The sequence below is a fragment of the Clostridium sp. Marseille-P7770 genome, assembly GCF_902143525.1.
GTDB lineage: Bacteria > Bacillota > Clostridia > Lachnospirales > Lachnospiraceae > Pilosibacter.
The window spans coordinates 677,501-692,675 of sequence record NZ_CABFVC010000001.1 but is presented as its reverse complement, the minus strand read 5'-3'; the positions used below and the strand labels follow the sequence as shown (position 1 = coordinate 692,675).

Sequence of the window (15,175 nt, the reverse complement as noted above, 5' to 3'; positions counted from 1 at the left end):
TATGATAATCACATCCTTACCGCATGCGAAATTTTTCCGACAATTTGCTATGGCTCACCACCAGAAAAAGTGGGAGTCTTATCTGACTGAGATAAAAGGAGCGATATTATGAGTATTACAAGCGATTTCAGCAAATTTAAAAAAATCGATGCCCACAGCCATATCGGCACCTTCGGCAGTCCGTTCAATATCCACTTTAATGCAGACCTTCTCTTAAAACAGATGGAAGAATTCAATATTGAAAAGACGATCCTCTGTTCCGACGGCCCGCACACAAATGAAGAGACCGTTGCTGCCTTCAAGGCCCACCCGGATAAGATCATCCCGCTCATGTGGATCAACTGTGCCGAAGGAAAACCGGCTTACGATGCCTTAGAGCATTATATCCGTGACGAACACTTCGCCGGTGCAAAGCTTCAGTCCCTCTTTGACGGCTACTGTGCCGATGATCCATGTGTGGATCCGGTAGCTGAGATCTGTGAAAAGTACGGAAAACCGTTATTTATCCATTCTGGTCATCCGCCCTTCTCCCTTCCGTGGCAGATCGGACTTCTGGCTGAACGCCACCCGCACCTCCCGATCGTCATGATCCATATGGGACATGCCCATGGTGTTTATGTCGATGCGGCGATCACCATGGCAAAAAAATACGACAATATCTGGCTTGAGACCTCCGGAACCTCCATGAGTGTCCAGATCGCCAACGCCTACAACTCCGTCGGCCATGAGAAAGTCATGTTCGGCATCGACTCCCCGTTCCATGCCCCGACCGTTGAGATCCAGAAGATCATGGCATGCGGCGTGGATGATGAAGGACTGGAGAACATTTTCTATAATAACGCAGCTAAATTTATGGGATTGAAATAAAGATTTTTGCCTTCTAGTCTAAGTTTTCTTACGGTCAGCGCAGTTAATGCGAAGACCTACTGAACAATTACAAAAACGGTTACATATTACGGCAGGTTTTTAAGAAATGAAGCTGAAAACTTTGAACTTCGAATCGTTTAGGAGTTTTCATATTTCTTGAACTATGCTTATTGTTCTGAATCTGCCTATATGATTTTAAGTTTACCCGAAACGAAATTTTGTTTTATCTTATATGTTTGAATAATTTGAATTTGTTGAACAATTTTGAAATATTGTATTTAAGGAGGACATCCCCATGAAAAATCATTCATCTCAGGACACCACCCTCGATATCTCCATCATTGGCTTAATGAGCGCTCTGGTATTTGTCGGAACCTATTTCTTTAAAATTCCTTCCGCCTTCGGCTACACCCACCTCGGTGACTGCATGATCATCCTGACTGTCTGCTTATTTGGCACAAGACGCGGCGTCCTCGCCGGTGCCATCGGCGCAGGTCTCTCCGATTTTCTCGGCGGCTACGCGGTATGGGTTCTCCCGACCATGGTATTAAAAGGTCTCTGGGCGTTCATCGCCGGAACGATCGCCTATAAGCTTCTGCCGAACTTTAAGTATTCCTGGCTTGTCGGTGCCATCGTCGGCGGCATCGCCCATATTATCGGCTACACCTTAGTAAAGATCCCGCTCTACGGCACCGTTGTTGCCTTCGGTGAAATGTTCACCCTGTCCATGCAGACCATCGCAGGGATCGTCCTCGGCGGCGTGGCCTACACGATCCTCGTACAGTCCCCGGCGATCCGAACATTAAAGGCAAAATTTGCGTAAAATTCAGACTTGTTCTATTAAAAAAAGACTTCCGACTTTTCTAAGTATCGGAAGTCTTTTTTTGTGCTGTACCCGATTATTTCCTTCATTTTATCATTATCTCCATCATTTTTGCCCGGAGTGATGGAGATAATGATAGAAATATGAGAATGCGGTGTGCCATTTTTCAATCACTGTCATTTAAACCCATTGCGCCACACTGCTATTGCCAAAATAATAGCGCAAGCATATCTTAATATTTCAGATACATAATAAATCTTATTTCCATTTACCTCAGCGGCCTCCTGTGCAAATTTCTGCTCAATAAACCCTCTTACACCTAGTTCTATAAGAAGTGCCATTACTAATCCCAGCGAAAACATTCTCATACCCTTTGTATAGCTATATAACGATAATAAAAACACTACTGAAACGCCTAAGTTACATAATGTTAACCACATTTTTTTCTTCATATAGATCGCCCCCCCGCTATGCTGATTGTTTCCGTTTCATCTACTTGAATTATATCATTCCTCCCACTATTTTCAATCAATATTTATCTTCTTATCGTATTGTTAAGGCATTTGTTATTTTTTTGTTATTTGTCTGTAATTTTTCGCAAAAAAGAAGACGTACCACCCGTCATCTCACTCAATAACCAGCGACACATCTTCTTCTCGAATTCTCTATTCCTGCTCATCCAAAAGCATCTGATACACATCCCGCTTCCCGATTCCGCGGTCCTTTGCCACCAGCTTCATCGCTTCCTTCTTCTCGATTCCCTGTGACAGATAAACATCCATATGTTCAGCGATCGACATGGATTCCCATGTCTGTTCTTTCTCTTTTTTGATCTCTTCCGGGCTCTTTCCCTCAATCACGATGACACATTCGCCCCGCGGTTCCTCCGTCTCAAAATGATCTAACGCCTCCTGAAACGTGGTTCGGAATGCCGTCTCGTACTTCTTTGTGAGTTCCCTGCAGATCGTGATCCTCCGGTCACCTAACGCCTCAAGAAGCTCCTCCAATGTCCTTACCAGACGATGCGGCGCCTCGTAGAGGATGATCGTCCGCGTCTCCGACTTTAATTCTTCCAGAATTCTCTGCTTTTCCTTTTTATCGGAAGGTAAGAACGCCTCGAATGCAAACCGTCTCGTCGCCATTCCGGAGATCGTGAGCGCCGTAATGCATGCCGCCGGTCCAGGAAGAGAAGTCAGCTCGATTCCGGCCTCATAGCACTGCTTTACAAGCTCCTCGCCCGGATCCGAGATCCCCGGTGTCCCGGCATCCGTGATCAGTGCGATATTCGTGCCTTCCTTCATCTTCTCAACGAGAACTCTCGCCTTTTCCACCTTATTGAACTCATGATAACTGGTCATCGGCGTTTTGATGTCAAAATGGTTTAAGAGCTTGATGCTGTGTCTCGTATCTTCCGCAGCGATCAGATCTACTTCTTTCAATGTATTTAACACCCGCAGCGTGATATCGTCCAGGTTCCCGATGGGCGTTGCACATAAATATAATTTTCCCTGCATGACCAATTCCTCCTGCTGCCCGATGCTGCTTTTTCACCGACAGCTTTTTATCTCAACATTTCCGTAACGCGAGTTTACGGATGATTCCATTCCGGATTGGCAAGATCCGCGACTATTCCTACATTATCCGGAGCTTTTCGTTTAGAAAATTCCTGACATTTTCCGGCTCATCCGCCAAAAGAACCCTCTCAACAATTTAATACCCGTAAATCGAATAGATCTCATCTGTATACACGCCCGGCTCCTTATAAACGATTACCGGCGCCTCGACCTTCATCCAGGCTCCGCCGCCACGGACCGCCTCGATGAGGACCATGTTCGCGTCCTTATCCTTGAACGGATGGACCATTTTCATCCGCTTCGGCTCCAGCTTATACTGCTTCATCGTCCCGAAGATCTCGATCAGACGGTGCGGCCGGTGGACCATATACATCCTTCCGCCCGGTTTCAGGACCTTCGCGCCTTCCCGCACAACATCCTCCAGCGTGCAGAGGACCTCATGTCTCGAGATCGCCTTCACTTCCGTCGGGTTCTTTAACCCATGAGCGTCATTCATATACGGCGGATTTGTCGTAACGACATCAAAGGAAGCCGCTCCGAAAATCCGGCTGGCTTCCTTGATATCTCCATGTACGATCTCGATTTTTTCTTCCAGATGGTTCAGTTTCACACTCCGCTCTGCCATCCCGGCGATCTCATCCTGGATCTCAAGTGCCGAAAAATGTTCTCCCTGCGTTTTTGCGGAGAGAAGAAGCGGGATGATCCCCGTTCCTGTTCCGAGATCCAGCGCCCGCTCTCCCGGTTTCACCGCCGCAAATCCGGAAAGCAGCACCGCATCCATTCCAAAGCAGAATCCATCTGTCTTCTGGATGATCTGCAGTCCATTTCTCTGAAGATCATCCAGACGCTCATTTTCCTTTAACTCAATCGCCATCGAGTTTTGATTTCCCTTCTTTTTTCTCAAGAGCCTCTAACTGCTTAAGCTCCGCATCGTTCGTGGACTGCTTTTCCCGTCTCTTTTTCGGGCGGAATTTTAACTGATCCACTTTATATTCACGGATCTCCTTCTCATCGTTGTTCACAGTCACAATGACCTTCACAAGCTGGCGCAGAATGCTCACACTGTGGACCTCGCCCTTTAAACCGTCGTCTGTTGTCACATAGTCGCCGATATTCGGAAGTCTTCCGTTTAACTCCTCATAAGTATCTTCCTCGTACTTTAAGCAGCACATCAGTCTGCCGCAGACGCCGGAGATCTTCGTCGGGTTCAGGGACAGATTCTGTTCCTTCGCCATTTTGATGGATACCGGAATAAACTCAGACAGATAGGACGCACAGCAAAGCGGTCTTCCGCAGATACCGATTCCGCCCATGATCTTTGTCTCATCGCGGACACCGATCTGGCGAAGCTCGATCCTTGTCTTAAATACGGAAGCCAGATCCTTTACCAGCTCACGGAAGTCGATCCTTCCGTCTGCCGTAAAGTAGAACAATACTTTATTGTTGTCAAACGTGTACTCCGTGTCGATGAGTTTCATGCTGAGGTTGTGTTTCTTGATCTTCTCAACGCAGACCTTGAACGCCTCTTTTTCCTTTTCCTTGTTGCGGCGCTCCGTCTCCTCATCCGCCGGTGTTGCCATGCGGATCACGGATTTCAGCGGCTGGATCACCTTTTTATCGTCCACCTCGTGAGTTCCGAGCACCACATATCCGTACTCCACGCCTCTGGCCGTCTCGACGATCACATGATCGCCTGTTTTGATCTCATTTTCACCAGGGCTGAAATAATATACTTTTCCCGCTTTCCGGAAGCGGATCCCGATTACTTTCGTCATTCTTTGCTCCTTATGACGGGTTCTTCATGGTCAGCAGGAGTAATTCCATCGCCAATTCCATATTTACGTTTGCGTTCAAACGTGTTCTCGCTGTGTCGATCGCCGCAAGGATCGCTTCCAGACCGGCATAGTCGACTTTTTCTCCCGTCTCATTGATCATTTTATATTCATCTTTGAAGATCAGCAGGTTCATGTCCTTTGTGACCTTGAACATGAGCACGTCCCGGTACCAGAGCTGCATCAGATCCAGCACCTCGCCGATATCAAAGTTCTGCTCTTTCATCTCGCGGATGCAGTCTAAAAGCATGGAAATGTCCATCGTCCTGACATTCTTTATGAGGACCATGACCTTCTGGAAAAGCTCCTTAAACTCATCGGAAGATGCCAGATGGATCGCTTTCCCGAGATTTCCCCTTGCAAACGCGGTGCAGATATCTGCGTCCTTCTCCGGAACATGGAGATTCTGCGTCAGATAGCTCTTGATCGTAAAATCCTTCAGCGGCTTTAATTTCATCTGCACACACCTGGAGAGGATCGTCGGAAGAAACGCCTCCTGGTTCGTCGTGATCAGAATGATGACCGCGTAGGACGGCGGCTCCTCGATCGTCTTTAACAGGGCATTCTGCGCCTGGACCGTCATTTTTTCCGCCTCATCCACGATATAGATCTTATAATAGCTGCTGTACGGACGGATCATGATCGTATCATTGATCTGTTCCCGCACATCATCCACGCCGATACTTCCCGGCTTTTCATGCGTCACATAGATGAGATCCGGATGATTTCCGCTCATCACCTGCTTGCAGGAATGGCATATCATACACGGCTCACTTCCGCCTTTCTCGCACAGGAGCGTCATCGCAAACGCATTCGCGATCGATTTTCTTCCCATGCCGGCTTCTCCCGTCAGGATATAAGCATGTGAGATCTTATGGTTCTGGATCGCCTTTTTAAAGTGATCTTTCACCATCTCATTCCCGAGGATCTCTTCAAATCCCATGATCTTTTCTTCTGACATAGCCGCATCCCTCCTCATCCTGTTGGTTCCGGCAGTGCTTTTTACGCCGGAGCTTCCCGGTTCGAACAGAACATTTAACTGTTCCCGCTAACGGTGTTTCCATTTTATCTTACCACAAAATAACGCCTATAAAAAGTTATTTATCCAAATCCCTTAGGATTTCTTCCACGCACATTTCCATATCCGTGTTCTGATATCTCTTCGTAATTCCCAAGCGTTCCAGATTTTCCTCTGAAAAATCTTTTTCGTCTGCAAGGTATCTCCGGCAGACTTCCCGATAATTCGGCTTTTTCTGGTTTTCCTCGCGTTTGACGGCCCTGAGAAGCCGGATCCCATCCGGGACCTCGATATAGACCGGAACCATCTTTCCCGCTTCAAAATAGGCACACATCTTCTCGTAAGATTCCAGTGTCCCGATCATAAGACAGGACTCGTCGTCGGCAACATCAAACTGCCCGTCATCCACTGTATAGTAAGTCCACGGACCGGCGATCGTCTGATAAGTTCTCGACTCGATCACCTTTCCGGAAGCCAGCTGCCGCTCCAGCTCCTCTCGACCGGTAAAGAAATATTCCACTCCGTCCGTCTCGCCTTCCCGGATCGGTCTTGTTGTATACATCGTCACCGTCCGCAGCTTTGGTCTCCGTTTCAGGATTTCCTTATACAGTGTATCTTTTCCTGTCGCACTCTTTCCAAGAAGATAATATATCCTGCCCATTTGTTTCTCTCAGCCTTCTGTATTATAATTTTTATCCCAGTCAGATAAGACTTTTCGATCGAACTTTTACAACCATTTTTCAGGTTCTATCTTTTCATTGTATCAAAATCAGAGGTCTCGTGCAACCGTTGTTTCCATCCTCGCTCGATAATTCTTATCCTTTTAAAGTAACAAAAATTTGTCTCCTGGGAAATATTCTTGCCTGATAAGCCTCTTCATTTCGGATGCAGCCACCTCTTATGCACTTGAATTACTAACGTTTTCCTTTTTCCTCAGCATCCTTTATGAACAAGCCCTGGCGTCTGGCATGTTAAGATCACGTCCGCATCCGGATCAGCCGGCCCCTGGACAAGAAGTCCTGCTGCCTTGTACGCCACGATCTTCTCCACGATCGCATCCGTGAAGACCTCTCCCGGCGCGATGATCGGGATTCCCGGCGGATACAGATACACAAACTCCGCAGATACCTTTCCGACCGTATCCTGAAGCGCTGTGCGCTCCGTATCGGCATCCATCGCCTCGCAGATGAGCAGCATTCTCCTGATCGGGTGCGAAAGTTTAGATTCCAGACCTTCTGGAGTCTCACATCTTTCTTTTTCCTTTGACTCACCTTTTTCTTTTTGCTGTTCAGGCTCCACGCAGTGTCTCAATGCCCCGTCAATCTCCAGCAGCGCCGTTCCAAGCCGCTCAAATCCTTCCTCCGTGTCCATCAGCGACGTCATCGCGATCACATACTCCGGCGCTGTCATCTCCATCTCAAGATGGTATTTTCTCCGCAGTGTCTCCGCCAGCTCTTCCCCGTGAAAATCCTCTGCGCGCATCGTGGAAACCACGATCTTCGACGGATCCCATCCGGCCACCGTCCGATATTTCCCACAGATTTCCCGGTCCAGGATCTCAAGCACCTGAAGTCCTTCCATCCGCTTCATAAAGTGCTCCAGTCTTTCCTCATACCGGACCATCTCATTTCTTCCGTCCCCGTCCATATACCGGATGCACCGCTCCATCCCAGCCATAAAAAGGTATGACGGGCTGGACGTCTGAAACATGGACAAATACCTCGAAACTCTGTCCTGATCCACAAGTTTTCCCTTCACATGCAGGATTGCCGTCTGGGTAAAGGACGGCAGCGTTTTATGAAGGCTCTGGATCACAAGATCCGCCCCGTATTCCAGCGCCGATTTCGGAAAGCCGTGACACTGATCAGCAAACTCCAGATGCGCCCCATGCGCCTCGTCGACGATCAGCGGGATTCCGTATTCATGGGCCGCATCCGCGATCGCCCGGATATCCGACACCACGCCTTCATAGGTTGGAGATGTGATGAGCACTGCCTGGATTTTCGTGATTTTTCCTCTCACATCCCCCGAATTTCCCGCACAGCGCATCGCATCCTTTTCAAGCGCTTTTCTCACGTCCTCCGCCCGGATTCCTCCATTGATCCCGAATTCCGTGATCTCCTCCGGATACAGATATTCCGCCTCCAGCCGGTTCAGGCAGATCGCATGGTACACCGCCTTATGACAGTTTCTCGCTGTCAGGATCTTTCCGCCGTTTTCCGTAGTCGCAAAAACTGCACTTAAAATCCCGCATGTACTCCCATTCACAAGATACCAGGACCGGTCCGCCCCGTAGATCGCAGCCGCCTCATCCATGGCGTCCTTCAAAATTCCTTCCGCATGATGCAGGTTGTCAAACCCATCGATCTCCGTGATATCGATCCCATACGGGTCCGGAAATCCCCCCGGGATCCCATCCGGAATCTCCCGTCTTTTATGTCCCGGCATATGAAATGGATACGCATCCGATCCCGCATATTCTGTCAGCCGTTCTAAAAGTCCCGGCTGTTTTTCTTTTCTGTAATTCAAAATTTTTATTCTCCTGTTTCCCATCTGACTGCAAACGAACTGGAAATTGCCCGTCAAATTCGAATCCACATTCGTTATAAAGTATTTTTCTCTTTTTGCTCCGAGAGAAGTTTCTCGATCTGCGACTGTCTGATAAGAATCGCATTCACCTTATCATGGAGGTCTTCAATCATGATCTCGGTTTTCAGGTTTACCTTATAATCGTTTTCAGCACGCCGGCGGTCTTTTTCCTCCTGTCGGTTCTGACTCATCATGATCAGCGGTGCCTGAATGGCTGCAACGCAGGACAGGACAAGGTTCAGCAGGATAAACGGATATGCGTCAAACGCTTTTGACGCAAGAATCGTGTTGATGACCATCCACAGGATCAGCCCACCTGTAAAGGAAAATATAAACGCCCAACTGCCTGCAAATTTTGCGATCGTATCAGCTGCCCGCTGCCCGAGTGTGTACTTTTCTTTCTCTTTTTCAGGACTGACTGAAATCTTACTGTCTGCTAAAAGGTTCAAAACTTCCTCATCCGTCATATCGTGCCGGATGTCCTTCAGCACTTCTTTCAATAATTTTCTGTTTTCTTTCATGATGATACTCCTTCCAATTCGATCAATTGGTAAAATTTATTTGCGCAGCCCCCCCCCGGAACAGTTCCCTGATTTTTTGTTTATAAATCTGACAAGTAGCGCATTTGACAACAGCATAACAACCACATATATACCCAACGGCAGAAACATGAACGGTACTACATCCAATAATGCACTCCAGTCTTCTTTGTTCACCCAGTCTAATATCTGTCTGTATTCCATAAGAAGTGTCAATGCTACAAATGCCGGCTTACTTTACAAGCTCCGCTTTTACCTCCGGAAACATATACCAAATTTCCGCGACTTCATCCCCGGCTGCCTGATAAAAACTGTAGCTGCCGTAAACCATCGAATCGCATCCGTCCGATGCCAGTCTCACCGTTATCTGTGTCCCATCCGCCTTTGTAAGCGTCAGGATCCCGTTATACGGACATTCTTTCGCTTCATCAAAAGATGCCCCCGACAGGATCTCCTCCAGCCTTTTTAACAATTCCGGATCCTGCAGCGTCTCGGATATTCCCACGACTTCCGAGTCAGCTTCCACGTCAGCAGAATCTTTGCTCTCCAAGCCTTTCTCTTTCTCCAGCTCTTTGGAAATCGGGATTACCTCAAGTTCCGCACTCGTAATTTCTTTCATGTCTTCCGTTCCTACCGTCTGAAATTCACATTTTTCCTCAGCAATTCTTAATGCCGGAACCGTGATCTCATCCGGATCCGGGTTTTCTGACTCATAAATTTCCTGGCTTGCCGTATATGTGATCCCATCTATTCCATACATGACCGGATCAACGGTCTCATCCGAGCCGGTGATCTCTTTCTCCTGATCCTCAGTCAAAGGAATATATTCCTCCAGTACCTCTGCAGCTTCAAATCTTCGGACGGTAAGATATCCGCCGTCCTCCGGTGGTGACATCCGCACACCGCGCTCCTTTACAGTCTCCAGATACCGGACCCCCTCGTCACCGTCACAGAGGCTGTATGTAAACGCTTTTCTGAGTTCTTCCGATTCTTCCATTCCGCTCGGAACAAAAAACAGAACATCCTTTGCTTCCGTGTAATACATTTCATAAACATTTTCGAAAGTATATACTTTTTCAAAAATACTTTCGTCCTCGTTCCACTTTTCAGCCTCGATCACATCATCAATGCTGTAAATGCTGAGATCTTTCAGCGGATCCTCCTTGCCTTTTCGAAATCCCAGGACATACCCGTAACCATTTTCCGTCTCCCGTCCAACAAAATCATACGCATCCCGGATCTTTCCGCCGCAGGATGCTGCCTTTTCCGGATCCATATCCGAAAATTTATGATCTCCATCAAAGGATTCCAATTCTGTTACGATCCACCGACGTTCTTCCTCCGAAAGTGGCTGAAAGGCCAGATCTTCCCTCTGATCATCTTTTTCCGTTTCAGGACTATTTCGTTCCTCTGTCTGTGACTCACTCGGATCTTCTACCGGAACAAAAGCCGGCGAACACCCTGTCAGCCAGATTCCCAGTCCTAAAGCTGCCGCCATCATCCAAATCTTTTTCACCTTGCCACCTTCTTTTCAAAAAACTGAACTCGCCTGTCACTGAACTTGTTACCGATATTCTATCATCCATATTTTTTTCACACAAGCGAGCACCCCCATATTTAAGGAAACTGTAAACATGTTATCATTTTGTTATTTTCATAAACAGGATTTTTCATCGTAAATTTCATTCCAGTATCTCTTCTGTAACTATCGGCAGAGTATGATATAATATATTTGTTCACCCTTGTGTATCTTTTGGATACAGCAATACAAGCGTATTTTCATCGTTCAATACGCCAGAAAGAGAGGATTCTATGAAATACAGAATTATTGGCACAACTATCCCTGCAGTTGAGATCAAATTTGATGCTCCAGGCGAAACCATGTACACACAGTCCGGCGGAATGTCCTGGATGTCTGAAGGGATTTCCATGTCCACAAACACACGCGGCGGATTTATGAAAGGTCTTGGCCGCATGTTTGCCGGTGAATCCATGTTTATGGCTACCTACCGTGCGGATGCTCCGGGTGCCACGATCGCATTTGCGTCAACTGTACCTGGTCAGGTTCTTCCGATCGACGCGGCAGAAAACGGCGGCATGATCTGCCAGAAAGGTGCATTCCTCTGCGCACAGGATTCTGTAAATCTTGATGTCACCTTCACAAAGAAATTTACTTCCGGACTGTTTGGCGGCGAAGGCTTCATCCTTGAATCCATCTCCGGTTCCGGAATGGTCTTTCTCGAAATCGACGGCGATGTTGTCGAGAAACAGCTTGCACCGGGCGAAGTGATCAAAGTTGATACAGGAAATGTCGTTGCGTTCGAGAAAACCGTAAAATATGAAGTTGAGACGATCAAAGGCCTTGGAAACATCTTCTTCGGCGGCGAAGGTCTCTTCCTTACAAAGCTTACCGGTCCTGGCCGTGTGATCCTTCAGACTCAGAATATCGCTGATTTCGCCGGACGCATTGCACAGTTCATTCCGACAAAATCAAACTGATCTTCGACTTTCAACAACATATACTTTAACCTAAAAAAGAGGTTGCTGTGTGAATGTTCAGCAACCTCTTTTTTAGCAAACTTTAGAATACGAAAAAGCGGAAACCTCTCGGCTTCCGCAACTTAATGAGACATCGGGGATTCGAACCCCGGACAACTTGATTAAAAGTCAAGTGCTCTACCGACTGAGCTAATATCCCATACAACTATGAAGTTGTAGTGCCCAAAGCTGGAATCGAACCAGCGACACGAGGATTTTCAGTCCTCTGCTCTACCAACTGAGCTATCTGGGCAAAATTGCGGGGGCAGGATTTGAACCTACGACCTTCGGGTTATGAGCCCGACGAGCTTCCAGACTGCTCCACCCCGCGATACCTTATTATTATATACAATAAATATCGAAAAATCAATACCTATTTTAATGGGCGGAGGTGGATTCGAACCACCGAAGCAAGTTGCAGCAGATTTACAGTCTGTCCCCTTTGGCCACTCGGGAATCCGCCCATAAGAATTATTTAGTTTTTGAAACTAAAAGCCGATGATCGGACTCGAACCGATAACCTGCTGATTACAAATCAGCTGCTCTGCCAATTGAGCCACATCGGCATATCTTTAAAAGTGGGACCTATAGGGCTCGAACCTATGACCCTCTGCTTGTAAGGCAGATGCTCTCCCAGCTGAGCTAAGATCCCATATTTAAAAATAAATACATACAAAACCATGTATGCGCGACCCGGATGGGATTCGAACCCACGACCTCCGCCGTGACAGGGCGGCGCTCTAACCAGCTGAGCCACCGGGCCATACAAGGTATTTAACATACCTTCAAAATCACATATTGAATTCCATCAACCTTTGAATCTTCACTTGACCTTCCTGGATAAGCCCTCGACCGATTAGTAACAGTCAGCTCCATGCATTACTGCACTTCCACCTCTGCCCTATCTACCTCGTCGTCTTCAAGGGGTCTTACTTCTTAACGAATGGGATATCTCATCTTGAGGGGGGCTTCACGCTTAGATGCCTTCAGCGTTTATCCCTGCCAGACTTGGCTACCCGGCCATGAGCTTAGCAGCTCAACCGGTACACCAGCGGTCCGTCCATCCCGGTCCTCTCGTACTAAGGACAGCTCCTCTCAAATATCCTCCGCCTGCGCCGGATAGGGACCGAACTGTCTCACGACGTTCTGAACCCAGCTCGCGTACCGCTTTAATGGGCGAACAGCCCAACCCTTGGGACCTACTTCAGCCCCAGGATGCGATGAGCCGACATCGAGGTGCCAAACCACTCCGTCGATGTGAACTCTTGGGAGTGATAAGCCTGTTATCCCCAGGGTAGCTTTTATCCGTTGAGCGATGGCAATCCCACTTTCATACCACCGGATCACTAAGTCCTAGTTTCCTACCTGCTCGACCCGTCGGTCTCGCAGTCAAGCTCCCTTCTGCCTTTGCACTCTTCGAATGGTTTCCAACCATTCTGAGGGAACCTTTGAGCGCCTCCGATACCCTTTCGGAGGCGACCGCCCCAGTCAAACTCCCCACCTGACATTGTCCCCGACCCGGATCACGGGCCATGGTTAGAAACCCAGTAACGCAAGGGTGGTATCCCAACAGCGGCTCATACGAAACCGGAGTTCCGTACTCGTAGCCTCCCACCTATCCTGTGCATGCATTACCGAATCCCAGTATCAAGCTGGAGTAAAGCTCCATGGGGTCTTTCCGTCCTGGCGCAGGTAACCAGCATCTTCACTGGTATTTCAATTTCACCGGGTGCATTGTCGAGACAGCGCTCAAATCATTACGCCTTTCGTGCGGGTCGGAACTTACCCGACAAGGAATTTCGCTACCTTAGGACCGTTATAGTTACGGCCGCCGTTTACTGGGGCTTCAATTCAAAGCTTCGATTGCTCTAACCTCTCCTCTTAACCTTCCAGCACCGGGCAGGCGTCAGCCCATATACATCACCTTACGGTTTCGCATAGACCTGTGTTTTTGCTAAACAGTTGCTTGAGCCTATTCTCTGCGGCCAGATCTCTCTGGCACCCCTTATCCCGAAGTTACGGGGTCATTTTGCCGAGTTCCTTAACAATGCTTCTCCCGCCGGCCTTAGGATTCTCTCCTCATCCACCTGTGTCGGTTTACGGTACGGGCACATGATACACAATAGCGGCTTTTCTCGGCAGCTGGAATCGGATGCTTCCCTACTTTGGTTCGGTCCGCGTCACGTCTTTGGCTTGTCAGGCGGATTTGCCTGCCTGACACCTCCTACGCTTGCCCGGGAATCTGTTCCCCGGTCATCTTATCCCTCTGCGTCCCCACAGTTCTGATATCATGTGGTACAGGAATCTAAACCTGTTGTCCATCAGCTACGCTTCTCAGCCTTGCCTTAGGCCCCGACTTACCCAGGGCAGATCAGCTTTACCCTGGAAACCTTAGATATTCGGCCTGGAGGATTCCCACCTCCATCTCGCTACTCATTCCGGCATTCTCTCTTCTTAAAAGTCCACAGCTCCTTATCGGTACTGCTTCGCCCCTTTAAGAATGCTCCTCTACCAATGTATAAATACATTCCTGAGCTTCGGTGTTGTGTTTCAGCCCCGGACATTTTCGGCGCAGGACCTCTCGACTAGTGAGCTATTACGCACTCTTTGAATGTGTGGCTGCTTCTGAGCCAACATCCTAGTTGTCTTTGAAATCCCACATCCTTTTCCACTTAACACACACTTTGGGACCTTAGCTGCAGGTCTGGGCTCTTTCCCTTTTGACGACCCAACTTATCTCGTGCCGTCTGACTCCCGTACATCATCTGTATGGCATTCGGAGTTTGATATTCTTCGGTAGGCTTTGACGCCCCCTAGGAAATTCAGTGCTCTACCTCCACCAGACTAATACGAGGCTAGCCCTAAAGCTATTTCGAGGAGAACCAGCTATCTCCGGGTTCGATTGGAATTTCTCCCCTATCCACACCTCATCGCCACCCTTTTCAACGGATGTGCGTTCGGTCCTCCACGAAATTTTACTTTCGCTTCAACCTGGACATGGATAGATCACCCGGTTTCGGGTCTGCACATGCTGACTTGACGCCCTATTCAGACTTGCTCTCGCTTCGGCTCCGCACCTTCAGTGCTTAACCTTGCCAGCATCCGCAACTCGCCGGACCGTTCTACAAAAAGTACGCGGTTGCACCTTAACGTGCTTCCACAGCTTGTAAACACAGGGTTTCAGGTTCTCTTTCACTCCCCTCCCGGGGTCCTTTTCACCTTTCCTTCACAGTACTATGCGCTATCGGTCACTAAGGAGTATTTAGCCTTGGGGGGTGGTCCCCCCGACTTCCTGCAAGGTTCCACGTGTCTCGCAGTACTCTGGATCCCACTAGCTCCCTTCTGGTTTCATGTACGAGACTTTCACTCTCTTTGGTCTGACTTCCCAGACAGTT

At 48.3% G+C, this 15,175-nt stretch carries 12 protein-coding genes, 7 tRNA genes and 1 rRNA gene (1 of these 20 only partly in view); 3 read left to right on the top strand and 17 right to left on the bottom strand.

Annotated elements, in window-relative coordinates; genetic code table 11:
• Window positions 1-108: 108 nt before the first annotated feature.
• Together FN001_RS03245 and FN001_RS03240 are read left to right on the top strand one after the other, a co-directional pair.
• Complete coding sequence (locus tag FN001_RS03245; RefSeq protein ID WP_142410768.1) at window positions 109-867, top strand: amidohydrolase family protein; 759 nt, start codon at window positions 109-111, stop codon at window positions 865-867.
• A 295-nt stretch (window positions 868-1,162) separates the two neighbouring features.
• Complete coding sequence (locus FN001_RS03240) at window positions 1,163-1,690, top strand: ECF transporter S component (protein ID WP_015553929.1); 528 nt, start codon at window positions 1,163-1,165, stop codon at window positions 1,688-1,690.
• Window positions 1,691-1,866: 176 nt separating this feature from the next.
• Here FN001_RS03240 and FN001_RS03235 read toward each other — a convergent pair whose 3' ends face one another.
• The 9 genes from FN001_RS03235 to FN001_RS03195 all read right to left on the bottom strand — a co-directional run bounded on the left by FN001_RS03235 (window position 1,867) and on the right by FN001_RS03195 (window position 10,758).
• Complete coding sequence (locus FN001_RS03235; protein WP_142410767.1) at window positions 1,867-2,142, bottom strand: hypothetical protein; 276 nt, start codon at window positions 2,140-2,142, stop codon at window positions 1,867-1,869.
• A 213-nt stretch (window positions 2,143-2,355) separates the two neighbouring features.
• Window positions 2,356-3,204, bottom strand: coding sequence for a 16S rRNA (cytidine(1402)-2'-O)-methyltransferase (gene rsmI / locus FN001_RS03230; protein WP_142410766.1), 849 nt, complete (start codon window positions 3,202-3,204; stop codon window positions 2,356-2,358).
• 196 nt (window positions 3,205-3,400) lie between these two features.
• Window positions 3,401-4,138 carry a tRNA1(Val) (adenine(37)-N6)-methyltransferase gene (locus FN001_RS03225; protein ID WP_142410765.1) on the bottom strand — a complete coding sequence of 246 codons (738 nt, stop codon included), beginning with the start codon at window positions 4,136-4,138 and terminating at the stop codon, window positions 3,401-3,403.
• Window positions 4,128-5,039, bottom strand: a complete 912-nt coding sequence (locus FN001_RS03220) for a PSP1 domain-containing protein (RefSeq protein ID WP_142410764.1) — start codon at window positions 5,037-5,039, stop codon at window positions 4,128-4,130. Before FN001_RS03220 ends, FN001_RS03225 begins: the two co-directional genes overlap by 11 nt.
• Window positions 5,040-5,049: 10 nt before the next feature.
• Window positions 5,050-6,057: a DNA polymerase III subunit delta' gene (holB, locus tag FN001_RS03215; RefSeq protein WP_486463469.1), complete on the bottom strand. Its 1,008-nt coding sequence runs from the start codon at window positions 6,055-6,057 to the stop codon at window positions 5,050-5,052.
• Window positions 6,058-6,193: 136 nt separating this feature from the next.
• Window positions 6,194-6,775 (bottom strand): nucleoside/nucleotide kinase family protein, encoded by a 582-nt coding sequence (locus FN001_RS03210; protein ID WP_142410763.1) that lies wholly within the window; start codon window positions 6,773-6,775, stop codon window positions 6,194-6,196.
• A 272-nt stretch (window positions 6,776-7,047) separates the two neighbouring features.
• A complete protein-coding gene (locus tag FN001_RS03205) occupies window positions 7,048-8,643 on the bottom strand; it encodes an Orn/Lys/Arg family decarboxylase (RefSeq protein ID WP_279230950.1) in 1,596 nt (531 codons plus the stop codon).
• 74 nt (window positions 8,644-8,717) lie between these two features.
• The gene (locus FN001_RS03200; protein WP_142410761.1) at window positions 8,718-9,224 is read right to left on the bottom strand and encodes a DUF1003 domain-containing protein; all 507 of its coding nucleotides are present in this window, start codon (window positions 9,222-9,224) and stop codon (window positions 8,718-8,720) included.
• A gap of 250 nt (window positions 9,225-9,474) precedes the next feature.
• The gene (locus tag FN001_RS03195; protein ID WP_142410760.1) at window positions 9,475-10,758 is read right to left on the bottom strand and encodes a hypothetical protein; all 1,284 of its coding nucleotides are present in this window, start codon (window positions 10,756-10,758) and stop codon (window positions 9,475-9,477) included.
• A gap of 296 nt (window positions 10,759-11,054) precedes the next feature.
• Between FN001_RS03195 and FN001_RS03190 the strand changes: the two genes are divergently transcribed.
• Window positions 11,055-11,741 (top strand): TIGR00266 family protein, encoded by a 687-nt coding sequence (locus tag FN001_RS03190; protein ID WP_118298281.1) that lies wholly within the window; start codon window positions 11,055-11,057, stop codon window positions 11,739-11,741.
• 126 nt (window positions 11,742-11,867) lie between these two features.
• Here the strand turns inward: FN001_RS03190 and FN001_RS03185 are convergent.
• The 8 genes from FN001_RS03185 to FN001_RS03150 form a co-directional block, all read right to left on the bottom strand.
• Window positions 11,868-11,940 (bottom strand) — tRNA-Lys (locus tag FN001_RS03185).
• Between the two features lie 20 nt (window positions 11,941-11,960).
• Window positions 11,961-12,033: transfer RNA gene (locus tag FN001_RS03180), tRNA-Phe, on the bottom strand.
• Window positions 12,034-12,037: 4 nt separating this feature from the next.
• Window positions 12,038-12,111: transfer RNA gene (locus FN001_RS03175), tRNA-Met, on the bottom strand.
• A 51-nt stretch (window positions 12,112-12,162) separates the two neighbouring features.
• Window positions 12,163-12,244, bottom strand: a tRNA-Tyr gene (locus FN001_RS03170).
• A gap of 29 nt (window positions 12,245-12,273) precedes the next feature.
• Window positions 12,274-12,346 (bottom strand) — tRNA-Thr (locus tag FN001_RS03165).
• A 13-nt stretch (window positions 12,347-12,359) separates the two neighbouring features.
• Window positions 12,360-12,432, bottom strand: a tRNA-Val gene (locus tag FN001_RS03160).
• Window positions 12,433-12,469: 37 nt separating this feature from the next.
• Window positions 12,470-12,543, bottom strand: a tRNA-Asp gene (locus tag FN001_RS03155).
• Between the two features lie 73 nt (window positions 12,544-12,616).
• Window positions 12,617-15,175: ribosomal RNA gene (locus FN001_RS03150) — 23S ribosomal RNA — on the bottom strand; it runs 329 nt beyond the window's last position.

Coding starts and splice junctions, on each gene's coding strand:
- FN001_RS03210 (WP_142410763.1), bottom strand. CDS start 6,775: ATGGGCAGGATATATTATCTTCTTGGAAAGAGTGCGACAGGAAAAGAT.
- FN001_RS03235 (WP_142410767.1), bottom strand. CDS start 2,142: ATGAAGAAAAAAATGTGGTTAACATTATGTAACTTAGGCGTTTCAGTA.
- FN001_RS03200 (WP_142410761.1), bottom strand. CDS start 9,224: ATGAAAGAAAACAGAAAATTATTGAAAGAAGTGCTGAAGGACATCCGG.
- FN001_RS03240 (WP_015553929.1), top strand. CDS start 1,163: ATGAAAAATCATTCATCTCAGGACACCACCCTCGATATCTCCATCATT.
- FN001_RS03225 (WP_142410765.1), bottom strand. CDS start 4,138: ATGGCGATTGAGTTAAAGGAAAATGAGCGTCTGGATGATCTTCAGAGA.
- FN001_RS03245 (WP_142410768.1), top strand. CDS start 109: ATGAGTATTACAAGCGATTTCAGCAAATTTAAAAAAATCGATGCCCAC.
- FN001_RS03190 (WP_118298281.1), top strand. CDS start 11,055: ATGAAATACAGAATTATTGGCACAACTATCCCTGCAGTTGAGATCAAA.
- FN001_RS03220 (WP_142410764.1), bottom strand. CDS start 5,039: ATGACGAAAGTAATCGGGATCCGCTTCCGGAAAGCGGGAAAAGTATAT.
- rsmI (WP_142410766.1), bottom strand. CDS start 3,204: ATGCAGGGAAAATTATATTTATGTGCAACGCCCATCGGGAACCTGGAC.
- holB (WP_486463469.1), bottom strand. CDS start 6,057: ATGTCAGAAGAAAAGATCATGGGATTTGAAGAGATCCTCGGGAATGAG.